14 protein-coding genes and 2 pseudogenes are annotated in these 15118 nt (G+C 31.0%); 7 read left to right on the top strand and 9 right to left on the bottom strand.

Going from position 1 to position 15118, the window contains the following annotated elements; translation table 11 throughout:
* Nucleotide 1 precedes the first annotated feature (1 nt).
* The 3 genes from JZO69_RS13745 (at nt 2) to guaA (ending at nt 3890) form a co-directional block, all read left to right on the top strand.
* On the top strand, nt 2-1093 hold the full coding sequence (locus tag JZO69_RS13745) for a hypothetical protein (protein ID WP_207113414.1): 1092 nt from the start codon (nt 2-4) through the stop codon (nt 1091-1093).
* A 106-nt stretch (nt 1094-1199) separates the two neighbouring features.
* Entirely contained in the window at nt 1200-2123 is a 924-nt protein-coding gene (gene coaA, locus JZO69_RS13750; protein ID WP_086315709.1) for a type I pantothenate kinase, read from the top strand.
* A 210-nt stretch (nt 2124-2333) separates the two neighbouring features.
* On the top strand, nt 2334-3890 hold the full coding sequence (gene guaA / locus JZO69_RS13755; protein ID WP_207113415.1) for a glutamine-hydrolyzing GMP synthase: 1557 nt from the start codon (nt 2334-2336) through the stop codon (nt 3888-3890).
* Nucleotides 3891-4008: 118 nt separating this feature from the next.
* On the opposite strand, the gene JZO69_RS13760 is transcribed toward guaA, so the two are convergent.
* From JZO69_RS13760 to JZO69_RS13775, 4 genes are read right to left on the bottom strand one after another with little or no spacing between them, the layout of a single operon-like run.
* The gene (locus JZO69_RS13760) at nt 4009-4194 is read right to left on the bottom strand and encodes a hypothetical protein (RefSeq protein WP_207113416.1); all 186 of its coding nucleotides are present in this window, start codon (nt 4192-4194) and stop codon (nt 4009-4011) included.
* Complete coding sequence (locus JZO69_RS13765) at nt 4187-4993, bottom strand: hypothetical protein (RefSeq protein ID WP_207113417.1); 807 nt, start codon at nt 4991-4993, stop codon at nt 4187-4189. The genes JZO69_RS13760 and JZO69_RS13765 overlap by 8 nt, the downstream gene beginning before the upstream one ends.
* Nucleotides 4994-5491: a hypothetical protein gene (locus JZO69_RS13770; RefSeq protein WP_207113418.1), complete on the bottom strand. Its 498-nt coding sequence runs from the start codon at nt 5489-5491 to the stop codon at nt 4994-4996.
* A gap of 13 nt (nt 5492-5504) precedes the next feature.
* The gene (locus JZO69_RS13775; RefSeq protein ID WP_207113419.1) at nt 5505-6491 is read right to left on the bottom strand and encodes a radical SAM protein; all 987 of its coding nucleotides are present in this window, start codon (nt 6489-6491) and stop codon (nt 5505-5507) included.
* Nucleotides 6492-6560: 69 nt separating this feature from the next.
* Between JZO69_RS13775 and JZO69_RS13780 the strand changes: the two genes are divergently transcribed.
* The gene (locus tag JZO69_RS13780) at nt 6561-8132 is read left to right on the top strand and encodes an ATP-binding cassette domain-containing protein (protein ID WP_207113420.1); all 1572 of its coding nucleotides are present in this window, start codon (nt 6561-6563) and stop codon (nt 8130-8132) included.
* 2 nt (nt 8133-8134) lie between these two features.
* On the opposite strand, the gene JZO69_RS13785 is transcribed toward JZO69_RS13780, so the two are convergent.
* Nucleotides 8135-8458, bottom strand: a complete 324-nt coding sequence (locus tag JZO69_RS13785) for a hypothetical protein (RefSeq protein ID WP_207113421.1) — start codon at nt 8456-8458, stop codon at nt 8135-8137.
* A 108-nt stretch (nt 8459-8566) separates the two neighbouring features.
* Here JZO69_RS13785 and JZO69_RS13790 point away from each other — a divergent pair.
* Nucleotides 8567-8923, top strand: a pseudogene (locus JZO69_RS13790) (GMP synthase (glutamine-hydrolyzing)); the annotation flags it as partial.
* 710 nt (nt 8924-9633) lie between these two features.
* Nucleotides 9634-9762, top strand: a complete 129-nt coding sequence (locus tag JZO69_RS16780) for a hypothetical protein (RefSeq protein WP_277989637.1) — start codon at nt 9634-9636, stop codon at nt 9760-9762.
* A gap of 512 nt (nt 9763-10274) precedes the next feature.
* Here the strand turns inward: JZO69_RS16780 and JZO69_RS13795 are convergent.
* From JZO69_RS13795 to JZO69_RS13810, 4 genes are all read right to left on the bottom strand, one after another.
* Entirely contained in the window at nt 10275-10913 is a 639-nt protein-coding gene (locus JZO69_RS13795) for a hypothetical protein (protein WP_207113422.1), read from the bottom strand.
* A 6-nt stretch (nt 10914-10919) separates the two neighbouring features.
* A complete protein-coding gene (locus tag JZO69_RS13800; RefSeq protein ID WP_207113423.1) occupies nt 10920-11540 on the bottom strand; it encodes an ATP-binding cassette domain-containing protein in 621 nt (206 codons plus the stop codon).
* Nucleotides 11537-13561, bottom strand: coding sequence for a hypothetical protein (locus JZO69_RS13805; RefSeq protein ID WP_207113424.1), 2025 nt, complete (start codon nt 13559-13561; stop codon nt 11537-11539). The genes JZO69_RS13800 and JZO69_RS13805 overlap by 4 nt, the downstream gene beginning before the upstream one ends.
* 83 nt (nt 13562-13644) lie before the next feature.
* On the bottom strand, nt 13645-13971 hold the full coding sequence (locus JZO69_RS13810) for a bacteriocin, lactococcin 972 family protein (RefSeq protein WP_207113425.1): 327 nt from the start codon (nt 13969-13971) through the stop codon (nt 13645-13647).
* 496 nt (nt 13972-14467) lie between these two features.
* Here JZO69_RS13810 and JZO69_RS13815 point away from each other — a divergent pair.
* Nucleotides 14468-14677: pseudogene (locus tag JZO69_RS13815) on the top strand (GMP synthase (glutamine-hydrolyzing)); the annotation flags it as partial.
* Between the last annotated feature and the right edge of the window lie 441 nt (nt 14678-15118).

Genomic DNA, 15118 nt, shown 5'->3' on the forward strand with positions numbered 1-15118 from the left:
TATGAATAAAAACGTTTTACGAAAAATAGGGCTAACCTCCCTATTTTTCTTACTTATGCTTGGCGGATGCCAAAAGACAACTGCATTAAAAACAAAAGAATACGATCTAGCTATTATTGATTCAAAAAACATCACAACCTTTCTTGAAAAAGACGATAAACTAGAAAAAGTGGAACAACTTAAACGAACAGACGGAAATCTAAATTTTTGGCGCAACAATTTCTGGGAAATGGATAATCATTACTACACAAAAACCTCTGAAAATCCCAAACTTGAAGTTTCCTTAGCAAAAATTGGTCGTGACTTATCCATTGATCTTGTCAAAGCAGAAGGAAATGATGCCTATACTTCAAATGTAGATGGAGAATTTTTTTATACTACCGCCTGTTTTAGTGATCGAACAGAATTTTATAAGTATGATAAGAACTTGAAACTTCAGCTGAAAAAGGAACTCCGTAAAAAGGAAAGTATCCTAACCAATCAACTAATTCCTCTAGGAGATTATCTTTATGTTTTATGTGGCTATACTAATCCTGACGATGGATCAAGTAAAAATATGTTAGTGAAAATGACGAAAGAATTTGAAGTGGTCGAAGAAACTGACCTAGGTGATGAAACAAGTGCATACATGAGAATGGTTCATTTTCAAAATAAACTTTATATTACAGAAGCCAATAGTGGCATGGGTACAACTGGTGAACCAGGAGAAGCAAATCGAGTACTTGTATATGATCTAGCAACAAAAAATAAAGAGTATCTCACTTTGACTTATCCTTATCCAATGGAAATATATGTAGACGAGCCAAACGAAAACCTGATCATTCGCCACTATGAGCTATATGTAAAAAGCTATACATGGACCGTTTATAGCTTGAAAGAACAATCTGAATCGTTCATTCATTTTCCTGAATATGAAAAATTGGAACAAGAAAAACATATAAATCCTCCATTTTTCACTCAAGATAGTGCTTATTACTATTTTATGTTCGATGATCAACTCACTAAATATGATCCTAAAACGAATACACCTATAAAACTAGACTTGTCAGCCTATGACTTTGAAGATACCAGTGCTTTGATTATGAATAAATAAGAATACACAACAAAACTCTACTTTAACCACTCAGTAGGGTTTTGTTGTTTTATGAAAGATGCTATAATAAGCACAGAAATAAATGTTGGCTTTGGTGGAGGAACCGATGGACGATAAAATGAATTATTACCCCATTTCACGGAAGGAATGGCAGGGCTTCTATCATAACGGCAAAGCGCCGCTGACAGAAGAAGAATTAGAAGATATTAAAGGCTTCAATGATCAAATTTCATTGCAGGATGTGCAGGACATTTACGTGCCGCTGACCCATCTGATTCACTTATATATGAAAGAATTTGAGTCTTTAACTGTTAGCAAAGGGCTGTTTTTGCATGAATATGTACCTGTTCCGCCTTTCATCATCGGGATTGCTGGTAGTGTAGCTGTTGGAAAAAGTACCACCGCTCGTTTACTGCAGCTGATTTTATCCAGAACCTTTAAACGCCGCAATGTCCAACTGATTACGACGGATGGCTTTTTATATCCAAATAAAGTGTTGGAAGCAAAAGGCATCATGGATCGTAAAGGATTTCCTGAAAGCTATGACATGGAAAAGTTAATCGACTTTTTAAACCAAGTCAAAAATAGCCAAGAAGAAATCAAAGCACCACTTTATTCTCACAGCGTATATGATATTGTGGAAGGCGAATATGAAGTGATTCAACAACCAGATATTCTGATCGTTGAAGGAATCAATACACTGCAATTGCCAGCCAATCAGCAAATTTACGTCAGTGACTTCTTTGACTTTTCGGTCTTTGTAGATGCAGAACCGAAGCTGATCGAAAAATGGTACCTTGAACGTTTTGGTGCCTTACTCGATACAGCCTTTCTTGATCCAGATAATTACTATTATCAATATGCGATCGGCAATCGTGAAGATGCCTTTGCGATGGCTAAAGAAGTTTGGAAAACAGTGAATTTGAAGAACTTAGAGGAATATATCTTGCCAACTCGAGGCAGAGCGGATATTATACTTCATAAGACTGAAAATCATATTATTGATGAGATATTTATGCGGAAGTATTAAAAGAAAGGCTGAGCGAACTCGTTCAGTGCTGACAGAAAAATAGGGAAAAATGATTGTGACGCTTTTTGTCACTAGCCTTTTTCATCTTTTTTCCGAAGCACTAGTTCGTGAAGCTAGATCACAAAACAACACTTAACTTGATTCTAAAAAGGTCAAAAAATTCTTTTTGACCTTTTATTAGATAAATCTAAATGGATAGGGGTAATAAATGTGACCAATGTTGCCGATTTGACAACTGTCGAAAAAATTATTGTTTTAGACTTTGGTAGTCAATATAACCAATTGATTACTCGACGTATTCGTGAATTTGGCGTGTTCTCAGAATTATTGAGCCACCGAATCACAGCGGATGAAATTCGCGAAATGGCACCAAAAGGAATTATTTTCTCTGGTGGCCCAAATAGTGTTTATGATGAAAATGCGTTTAGTATCGATCCTGAAATTTATGAATTAGGCATTCCAATTCTAGGGATTTGTTACGGTATGCAACTAATGATGCATAATCTAGGTGGAAAAGTTGAGCCTGCTGGCAACCGTGAATACGGCAAGTCAGAGCTATCACTTTTGATTCCTGATTCACCTATCTTTAAAGGAACACCTGAAAAGCAAATCGCTTGGATGAGTCATGGTGACCTAGTCGCTGCTATCCCTGATAGCTTTGAAACTGTGGCAACTAGTGCAGATTGTCCGTTTGCAGCTGTTCAAGATACAGCTCGCAACCTTTACGGTGTGCAATTCCATCCAGAAGTACGTCATTCTGAGTATGGTAACGACTTATTACGTCACTTTACTTTTGATATTTGTCATTGCGAAGGCGACTGGACAATGGGCAACTTCATCGAAATGGAAATCAACAAAATCCGTGAACAAGTCGGCGATAAAAAAGTCCTTCTTGGTCTTTCAGGCGGCGTGGATTCAAGCGTTGTTGGTGTGCTTTTACAAAAAGCTATCGGCGACCAATTGACATGTATCTTTGTAGATCATGGTTTATTGCGCAAAGGTGAAGCAGAACAAGTAATGGATAGTTTAGCTGGTAAATTCGGCTTAAACATCATTAAAGTAGATGCGAAAAAACGTTTCTTAGATAAATTAACGGGTGTTTCTGACCCAGAAGAAAAACGTAAAATCATTGGAAATGAATTTGTGTATGTTTTCGATGATGAAGCGACAAAACTTGACGGCATCGACTTCCTAGCACAAGGTACCCTTTATACAGATATCGTAGAAAGCGGAACTGAAACAGCGCAAACGATCAAATCTCACCATAACGTGGGCGGATTGCCAGAAGATATGCAATTTGAATTGATCGAACCGTTGAATACTTTATTTAAAGATGAAGTTCGTGCATTAGGAATCGAATTAGGCATGCCTGAAGCGCTAGTTTGGCGCCAACCATTCCCTGGTCCTGGTTTAGGGATTCGTGTACTTGGTGAAATTACCGAAGATAAATTAGAAATCGTGCGTAACTCTGATGCGATTTTACGTGAAGAGATCGCCAATGCTGGTTTAGATCGTGATATTTGGCAGTACTTTACTGTGTTACCTGGCATCCGTAGTGTGGGCGTGATGGGTGATGGCCGTACGTATGATTATACTGTGGGGATTCGTGCAGTGACTTCGATTGATGGAATGACGGCTGATTTTGCTAGAATTCCTTGGGATGTGTTGCAGAAGATTTCTGTGAGGATCGTGAATGAAGTGGATCATGTGAATCGGATTGTTTATGATATTACGAGTAAGCCACCTGCTACTGTTGAGTGGGAATAATTAAAAAGAACCGTATAACTCTTTTACTGTAAAGAGTCGTACGGTTCTTTTTTCTATTGTAACCAATAAATAGATTTGTAAATCATTAAATCAGATACATCATTTACTATTGACTATGTTATCTCCAACCAATAATAGTGTTATTATTCACAGCATTCGTATTTGTATTAATATTAATATTAATCGCATAAGTGAGTATTAGCACTACTCCTACAGCTAAATAAACAGCCAAATATCTTGGAGATACATCCTGCCCTCCTTGACTAACACTATTTATCGAAGCTCCTACATTTGCATCATACATCAACAACATCTCCATTCTCATTTAATTCTAGTATTGAAATATTGCAACTTTCTTTTCCGTTCTCATATTTTAAAATTCCACAATATGATGTCCGAAAACCATTTTTTCCTTGTATATGATTATCTGATTTAATAACTACCTTACTAGATTTTTTTATACTTTTCTTGAAAAATAGATTCGTATAAATATTTATTACATTATACATTCTTGAAAACATTTTTTGTTCAATGACATTATTATTAGAAAAAACTGCTATTAATTCAAAACTATCAATATCTTCTAAATGCTTGAAAATCACTACAGTTATTATCGAGTCATTTTTCTCAACTACTGAAAACATCTTATTTGCGGTAAAAGAAGAATAGAATAAACTGTCTAAAAAGCTTTTTTCTCTATAGTAAAAATTTTTGCTTTTGCATTGAAGTTCATTATCAAAAATTTCTTTTTTTGTATAAGCCCCAAACGGATCTACAGTGGTATCATCCGAATTCAGAAATCTTTTTAATAGATAGCCCGTTTCATCATCTTCTAAATATTCCCTTAAACACTGTAACTGGAACAAAAATAAATCAACTTGCTCCATTATTAACTTTTCATTTTTAGTATTAGACTTCGAAAGTATTGATTGGTAAATATTCTCTATATCTTTCTTTTGGGCTAATTCATCAATAATTATTTGAGCATTATCATTTATCTCTAAATAATTATCTTCCAAAGAACAAGATTTTAGAATGTATTTACTGTCATTTTTAACTAAAACACTATTTTCTTTTAACAAAGGAATATATTCTTTATTCATTTATGCATCGCCTCCTGCCTCTTTGAATATTGCATAATAATACTCTTTATTTTTTAAAGGGATCATTACTTCAAATTCACCATTAATATTTTTTTTTAATATATTTTCTCCACATTCATTTGCTCTAATGCTGATTTTTGTAATTTCTGTGGGTAAATTACTGAATAAATAACTATATTCACAATTATTTTTATCAAAATTTTTCTCGAATCCAGCAAAAAGCAAAACCGATGCAGTCGATTCTAACAGGACATTAGGGTTCGATATCAAAAGTAATCCCATTACTTTTTCATCTAAATAAATTATGAACCAATTTTTATCTTTTGAAAATAGTATATGTCTAACCACTCTTGGAGAAAAAACTTTTTCTAAATCATAATTGTAAGAATCTAATGCTTCGTAATATCCAAAATGAGTACTGCCATAAGAACCCAATATTTTCAAAAAATTATTGATTTGAGAAAAATCATGTTCTTCCGCCTTTTTTAAAGTATACATATAATTCTCCTCTCTAAATCAAATTATATAAATAAACATTTTCTTCTTTATAAACATGTGGTAAATCCAATTCTCTCAACGAAAGAGAATCCACTGTAGTCAATTCATTCAAAGTATCGGTTAAAACGTCTAAGTTCAACATCTTCTTTAAACAATCTGAGGCAAGGTACTCTCCTAAAGTATTGTTCCGTAGATTCCAAACAACAAATGGTAAATATGGAGATACTAATATTTCTCCATACGCATTTATATTCAAATATGGCAAATCTTCTTCTTCTTGTATCATAAAAAAATGATCCATAGGGTCTCCCCATTCAATTTTGAAATTACTTCCTCTCTTTCTAATCTCCCTTTCCTTATTATCAATTAATTCTTTTAAATATTCATACTCATCTTTTGACAAAGTTATTTCTTCTTTATTTTCTAAGCCCCTACCTATCGGCATAAATGGTTGAAATCTAACTTCAAATATATTACACATTTCACAAAAATCTATTATTTTTTCTATTTCATCTATATTCTTTTTATGTGGTAAAACAGCCACTCCAACAGTAAAACCTTCTCTTACAGCAATTTTTATAGCTTGTTTCACCTTGTAAAGTTTTCCCTTTGAGTTTCTTACAAAATCATAACTTTCATCAGTAAAACCATCCAAACTAAATTGAATTAGGCTAATACCTGCTTCTTTTAATCCACGAGCCTTTTCTTCATCAAATAAAATGCCATTACTAACCATATTAATTGATGTAACAGGAGAAATTTTTTTTATTTTAGGAACAACATTTTTTATAAAGTCAAATTCAAGAAGCGTTTCTCCCCCACATAAACAAATTGAACTTACATTTAATTTTGCAATATCCAATAATATTTTTTCTTTTTCCTCATGAGTCAATACTTGCTGATGATAACATGGTGATAGATCACCACTGGAATTAAAGCAATGTTTACACTTCAAGTTACACTTGTACGTTAAGTCAAATGATGCAGATGTAATGTTCATAAATTTTCACTCCTAATCTGAATTTTATGTTAAAATTAATTTATTGATTGTAAGAATGGGGGAAAGAAAATGGATGTTATAAAATTTATCAAAAATTTCAAAAAAGGAAATTCTATTAAACTACTTATCTTCATCGTAATAAACGTATTTTTGGCACTATTAACAAATATTATTCCATTAATTTCAGGAAATTTTATCGACTCTCTTTTAAAAATAGGCACAATGACAATCATTTACGATTTTGTGAAAATATTAACAATAGTAATTACTATACAACTACTTCTAAGTTTTTATTTACAAATCATTGAATCAAAAATCTCTACTAATATCGCTTATAATATTGTCGTAGCACTTGAGTTACATCTAAACAAAGTTGATTTTTTAACAATTGACAACTTAGACACTAAAGATGCAAGCCAACGAATCTATACAGATTCACAAAATGTATCCGCATTCATTTTAGAAACTTACGGAATGATCATTATGAAAAGCTTAAGCTTCTTATCCGCACTATTTCTATTATTTACATTTGATAAGAATTTAGCATTAATGTTAACGCTTTTAATCATTGTATATATAGTTTATATCAACTTGTTAAAAAAGTCACTATATATTAAGCAGATGAACACAAAAAATGCAAGTTCAAAATACTTTTCCGTTGTCCAAAATAATTTAAATATTATTAAGTACAGTAACCTATATAGATTGATCGGGCGCATAAAAAGAAGCACCTACGATGGTTATAAAAATCTTCAACATTCGTTGATTAACTTTAAAATTTTTTCTTTTACTTTTATAATCGGAGATAATCTATTGTTTCTTTTAGCACAGATCGGAATTTTTATTGTCGGTGGCAATGCTGTTATAAAGGGAACATTATCAATTGGCGATTTTTCAATTATGATTTCCTATTTTAATATCCTACTAGAATCAGTAAAATATTTTTCGAAATTCATTTCAACTTACACTGAAGCAAAAGTTTCCGTATCTCGATTAAACAACTTCTTTGAACTACCAACTAGTAGTAACGGAGGTGCTACTCCTAATAAAATTTCAATTTTAGAATTAGAAAATATTTTTTTCACATATCCCACAAATTTTTTACCTGTCATATCAAATTTTTCTCAAACATTTAAAAAAGGAGAAATCTATTGTTTGATTGGCCCAAATGGATGTGGTAAAAGTTCTATATTAAATATCGTAGCTGCATTATATACAAATTTAAACGGTGAGTATAAAATAAATCAAATGGATTTTCAAGATTTAGATAAAGAGTATTTTTACGAAAATATTCTTTCATATACCATGCAAAAAAATATTTTTATCAGCGACGAGTACTTATCAGATATCATTACGGATGAAACTAGTATGTTTTTTACAGATAAATTTGATTTGGCAATGAAGATGAATATCCCTTTAAGTCAACTCTCAGAAGGAGAGTTAAAAAAAGTAAATCTGATACAGTCATTTAGTAAAAATAATGAGATTCTAATATTAGATGAACCGACTAATCATCTTGATTCTCGTTCAAAACAAATAATTATTGACTATTTATTAAATAGTAAAAAAGATAAAATTATCATTATTGCTACTCACGATGAAGATTTAATAAACATTGCTGATGTGCTCATTAAATTATAATACTATTTTTTTTTACTATTTTGATAAACTAAAATAGCTATGATAAAAATAATACCTATAATTTTGACAAATACATTACTGTAAAAAAGAAGAAACAACGGAATAAGTATTAAGACTACTCTATATGTCCATTTTACAAAAAGCTTGCCAGCTTTCCTTTCACTCTCGTTCTCTGGCGTTGCTTCATAACTATTTGCATCAAATGGATTCCTAGCTAAAAATAATCCGTTTGACTTATCTATAAGTAGTGCCAATAAAAAAACTATCAAACTAAACACTATCAAAAATAGCAATACTTGGTCTGTTGAAGAAAAAATAGTTTCCATTTCAACCTCTCCTTACTAAATGTTTTTAATTACTTACATTTTAACAAAAATGTTCCAAAATATCAAAGAGTAATAATTTAAAAATGTTTAGTTCAATATACTTTTGAACTAGACATTCACGTACTTTACGATATTACTGAAGATAAATTAGAAATCGTTCGTAACTCTGCTGTGATTTTACGTGAAGAGATCGCTAATGCTGGTTTAGATCGTGATATTTGGCAGTACTTTACTGTGTTACCTGGCATCCGTAGTGTGGGTGTGATGGGTGATGGCCGTACGTATGATTATACTGTGGGCATTCGTGCAGTGACTTCGATTGATGGGATGACAGCTGATTTTGCTCGAATTCCTTGGGATGTGTTGCAGAAGATTTCTGTGAGAATCGTGAATGAAGTGGATCATGTGAATCGGATTGTTTATGATATTACGAGTAAGCCACCTGCTACTGTTGAGTGGGAATAAAGAGCCAACATAATAAGGATGGGGAATGCCGATAAATCAACGTTTTTCAACTTATGAAATGCTTGATTTTCATTGAAAATGATATGGTTCCCTACCATTTTCCCTACCAAAAACCCCTGTCAAGATAACGCTTGACAGGGGTTTATTTTTTTATGAACCTACTTTTTATAGCATCCTCAAATTGTTTTCTTTATCTAGCTCTAATATTTTCAAAACACAAGACATACCCTGCAAAATCTCCCCAGCGTTTTCTATCTTCTGACGAGCCAAGTTTTTCTTCCCTAGAAAAATAGTTCCAATTAATTCTCATATTGGAATACACTATAGCTGAATCTATGACTTCTTTCCATAGCTCATGTAAATATTCATCTTTGCATTCCAATACATTAAAAACAGACTTGTAAATTTCAAATGATTCTTCGAAAAATATTTAATCATTTTTGTAAGTAAGCATTTATAATCAAACATTCTATCATCCCCCTCTTATAATATATACCATATGATTGATTTTGTATTTTTTTCAAGTTATTTTTTATACTTCCGTTTTAATTACAGTTATGTGGAAAATACTCTTTAAACAAATGAGAAAACATTTGTAGTCTTTCAAAGCTCTAAGTCAACCATTCCTCACTGTATTTGTTTAGTAGCTTATTTTTAATACGATTTATTTTCGTAAAAATGTAGTATGATTAAGAAACAGAAGGATTTTTATGAGAAAATATAAAGTCGTAAATACAATTTTTTTAATAGCAATTATTGGTCTTTTGGCTGGAGTTATTTTTGATTACAATCAAAATAAAGTAATTCCAAACTTTTTTTCTTGGATAAATTTGGAGTAGGTTTAATTCTTTCACAACCAAAAAAATGTACATTCTGGATGAATTAACTTCAGGTTTAGACTATGAAAAAAGACAAGTAAAAGTACAGTTATACAAATATTACATTATTTTGAAGAAACTGAAAACTGGGCTACAAACAAAAATTATGGTACTGAATATGGGTAAACTTATGTATTATGGGTTCAGTTGACGTGTTTTATAAAATGTTTAATCATGATTCTGTATTTAAAATAGATGATCTAGAAAAAGAAAAATTTTCTAAGGAATTGTCATTTTTTATTGAAGATGAAAATATTATCGAACGAGTATTTATATACTAGTAATCAAAATTCATTACGAAGAAATATTGATAGTAATCTCTCTAACGGAGATAATCAAAATGTTTATTCCAATGTTAGTAGTTAATGGAACAGTAGCTATATCAAACTTACAAAGCAGCCATTGCATCCATCGATACAATAGCTACTTTAGTTAATCAGGATTATGAGAGCTATAAAGTCAAATAACGCTTTTTATTCTATTTTTTCGAAATTTAACGTAATATCTAAATATGAAGATTTTATTGTTAGAAATTCTCCGTGTTTTAATTCGAGAGTTTCTCGTGTATTATTTTCATTTAATATAACCTGTCTATGCTTTTTTTTATTAGAAACAATCAATTGCACTTTCATCTCATTGTCAGTACTATGATCCGCCTTATTCATTAGCGTTACATAGTACTCTCCAGGATATATCTCAGCACCAATAAAATACTTCCCCAAAGCATTTAAACTAAAGTTTTCATTTTTTCCTAGATTATCAAATGAAACAGGGACAAATTTAACGGTAACCCCACTTGGTATTTCAAACGATTGATTTTTTTCAATATAAATACCTGTAAATTTAGAGTTGATAGGTGGAATAACAGGATCTTCTATAGCTATTTTTGATTCTTCATCCCCTTCTGTGATAATTTCATATATTCCAGAATGATCAATCGTCATATTTTTGCTCTCTTTATTAGCGTTAGATAGTATTTGTTCTTTAGCAGGGTTATTTAAATTTTTATATATTTTTTCTGCAGGATCTGTAGAACGAATAAAATACATAACTGCTAGAATGCTAATGATAAAAAATAAAAAGACTGCTACTCCTATTAATTTTTTTTTCATATCTTCTCACTCCTCACTATAATCTTTTAAATCAATCACTTCGTCAACTTTATTGTAGACATTAGGATCATGAGTAGCGATAATAACATACGTATCTGCATTGGCCAAATTCAGTAGTAAGGAGATAATTTCATTCCCTGTTTCTTGGTCTAAAGCGCCAGTCGGTTCATCTGCTAGTATAATAGATGGCTTTTTTAATAGCATTCTAGCTAAAGACACTCTTTGTGCTTGTCCACCTGAAAGTTCATAAATTTTCGCCTTTAAAAGATTACGGTCTAAGTCAACAGCAACCAATACTTTTTCTTGCTCTTCTTTGTTTTTATTAATTAAAGACAAATTGTAAGCAACACTTTTTTCATCAATTAAAGCATAATTTTGAAAAACATACCCTAAAGTATTTTTAAAAAATTTTTGTTCATTTATTTGAAAGATATCTGTTCCGTTTAGCAAGATTTTCCCACTAGTCGGCTTTTCTATGCGAGCAATAGCATTCAAAAGAGTGGTTTTACCAGAACCAGATGCTCCTATCAAGGCGTATGTTTTGTTAGATTCAAATTCCAACGAGATATCATTAAAAACACTTTTTGATTTATAAGATTTAGATAAATTCTCTACTCTAATACTCAAAGTTCAAAATCTCCTTTCAAAACATTCATAGCATTCTTTCGAATAATATATTTTACTAGAAATAATGTTAATACAATTTCTAAGATGTTAATTAGTAAGAACCATCCTTTAACTTGCTGATTTATTGTAAGGATAAATGAGCTAGTCAAAGCTATTCCAATTATAACTAAATACCATATAAATGCTTTCAAAATTAATCCATTCAAATTCAAACCTAAAATTCTTTTAATACTAATGGTACGAATTTTTTGCCTAGCTATATTCAAGAAGAATTGATTTACGACATAAATTTGAATGATCATTAAAGAAAATAATGAAAAAATAGCCGATTTAATACGTGTTTCAAGTCGATTAATTTTCAATTTAATCGAGCTATATGGATTAATAATTTCATTTATATTTTGAGTAATCTCTGGATTTCTGGACAATTTAGAAATACCATCAACTAAAAACAATCCTTTCATCAGATTAGAATACGTTGTTACAGCGGAATCCGTACTCAAAACTGAATCCATATTTAAAACAACTACGATTTCATCAGTAGCCGTTTGGACTCTACTGTCATCAAAGCCATAAAGATCAGCTCCGTTATAATCAAACAAAAATGTTTTCTCACCATTAGGAACAACTATTTTTTCGAAAGATTCTCTTTTTATGCTTGAATATTGGAAAAATTCCATGTAAGTAGCATTTATCACAGACTCTAATTGTTTTTCATATTTAGCTGGTACTAGTATTGTTGCTGGAACAGTTGTTGCTATTTCTTGATACTTATTTTTAAAAATTTTATTGCTTAAATAATAAGTATTTTTATTCATATAAATCACATTTTCCATTATTTTAGGATCAATGTTATCCTTAGCATACTGCTGTTCTAACTCTATCTTTGTCTCCTCTGGTAGTAATTCAGGTACATAAACACCTGATTTTTGAGTAAAAATGTATTCATCATGATTAAAATAGCTCATGAATTGTTTCCCAAATTCTAAATCTCCACTAACATCTATTTGATTATTCGTATTATTTTCATCCATAAAACTAGGCATATTTACAGAAACTAAGCGATAAGCATCTAATTGTGACCATGGATTCAAATTATCTACTTGCTGTTTTAAAATAGTTTGATTTTGAGTGATTTGATTTAAAATAATTGGCATAATTAATAAAGTCCCTATAATTCCTATAAAGTAAATAGTATTTAATAAGAATGGATTATTTTTCCCTTTTAATGCTGTTAATATGTTCCCATATCGAATCAGTAAACTATAAATGTATCGAACCACACCAATTAGTAAGGTAAATAACACTAGATTACTTATTAATATAGAAAGATAGGCCAATGATCCAATGGAAGAAAATGGATTTTTAAAAAGAAAAAAATAGGTAAAATACAAACAGATAGAGGCTGATAAAAGAACACACATATCAATTAAGTATTGCCGCACATGGTACTTTCGAATAGTGCCTAAAAATCTAACCACATAATTTTCTTTTTTATAAAGATTTAGAATTGAAAAATAAGCCAGTAACATAGAAAAAACTAAACACCATAAACCAACTGCACGAATTCCACTCGTCCAAAAAACAACACCTGCGATGTACCACTGTAATTCAAGCGATGTGGTTTTAATCCCCATTGTTTTAAGCCTATCTATCAGTTCATTTGTAAGTGGTTTATCACTATAATACATAGCTTGAAAAGAACTGTCTTTTAATTCACGAATGTCATTAGAATATTGAATGCTGGTTGGTTTTTCTTTAGAAAAAGAAAAATCTATTTCATCTCCTTGCTTGTTAATATAACTTCTAAATATTTTTTGGTTGTTTTCTTTGCTAGTTTTCGATAATAATTCATAAACTTTATTAGAATTTACATTAGAGTTAGAAGAATCAACTTTTGATAATTTAATCCCATATCTTGCTGGAAATTGTATATCATCTGATATTTCTAGAACTTGAGAAATACCGATAAAACCAAAAATAATCGTAACAACAAATAACATAAGGGTTCTTATTTTCATAGTATATATATCCATTCTTTTTTATTATTAAAGGAGGGGTATCAAAAAAAGTTTTTTACTTTAAACAAAATTTAAACAAATCTTTAAAAAGAATACCAGCCATAAAACGCATCTAAGCGTATATCGTTCCAAGATTTTGTGGCATCTGATCTAGCCTGACCATAATTTTTAGCATCACTAGCTTTAACAGTTCCATAGATATTTTTAACAGCAGATGATGAACCTAATCTAACATTAGCTTTTAAATAATAATACGACCAGCCATGGTTACCACTTCGACCGTAGTTCCATTCATCAGCGTAGGTAGGATGAGGATAAGCAATTGTTGCTTCAGATTTTATTGCACCAACCCCACCCAAAAATAATGTCACTCCAAACAATAAGACAATCTTTTTTTTCAAATTTTTCAAAAAAACCACTCCTTATAATTTATACCCCTCCTAATGAAATTTTAACACAACTCTAAGATTAATTACAACAACTTTTTAAAATATAAATATATCTTTTAGAAAGTATTATTTTTTATATTAAAGCGGTTTCAGTATGTCAATTGGTGAAATAATAATCGTTTAACCAATCGCAATACCAAGACATGGTAAAAGATAACTATTGGTAACATGACGAAATCTATTAATACAAAAATAACTTATATCTTATTTTTAGGATGCGTTTTTTGTATCAGCCAACCAAGAATACAATATGCGAAGATTAGATCAGCTCCCATATTTGAACGAAACTATAAAGCTTTAAAGAAAAAATATTATGATATGGATTGGTTACTTGCAACAGGTTCACATACCCAGGTTTTCATAAATACTTAAGGAGTATCTTTTGAGATTTCAAAGGGTACTATTTTTATCTCTTAGATCAAAGGAAAATCAGTTATAGTAACCTTTTAGGTTCTATGGCGTCCTTAGTGTGGGTGTGATGGGTGATGGCCGTACGTATGATTTTACTGTGAAAATTCATGTAGTGACTTCAACAGCGGACTTTACGAGAACTCCTTAGGATGTGTTGCAGAAGATTTCTGTGAGGATTGTAAATGAAGTGGATCATGTGAATCGGATTGTTTATGATATTACGAGTAAGTCACTTGCTACTGTTGAGTGGGAGTAACCTATAGAAAAACAAGAATTTTCAATACTTTGTAATAACTCTGTTTTTAGCTTTTATTTATGTCAAACAGCATCAATAGTTATCAACCTTGGGCATTTTAAATGGAATTAAAATCGGGAGCAATATTAAAGAGCTAGCCTTTAAATGTGGTTAGCTCTTTTCATTGAGAGTAGTTAAATCTGCATTTAACGGAGTGGGAGGCATCTTACTTTCTATTATTAAACTAGAACCAGAAACTATAGTCAACAGCTCCATCTTGAATTGTATAATTACTTATATATGCCTATACTCTAAATCTACCAGTTTGTATACTAATGTCTTTAGCAACATCTAGAAATTGATTATAGTAATCAATATTACCTTATCCATATATATACACTTATTTTACAGAATTTCTAATCTTTGCTTTCAATTTAGCTAATCTTCTCAGTAAGCATTTTC

Origin of the sequence: Candidatus Enterococcus ikei, assembly GCF_017316105.1 — a bacterium.
In the GTDB taxonomy this organism is placed as follows: Bacteria; Bacillota; Bacilli; order Lactobacillales; family Enterococcaceae; genus Enterococcus_L; species Enterococcus_L ikei.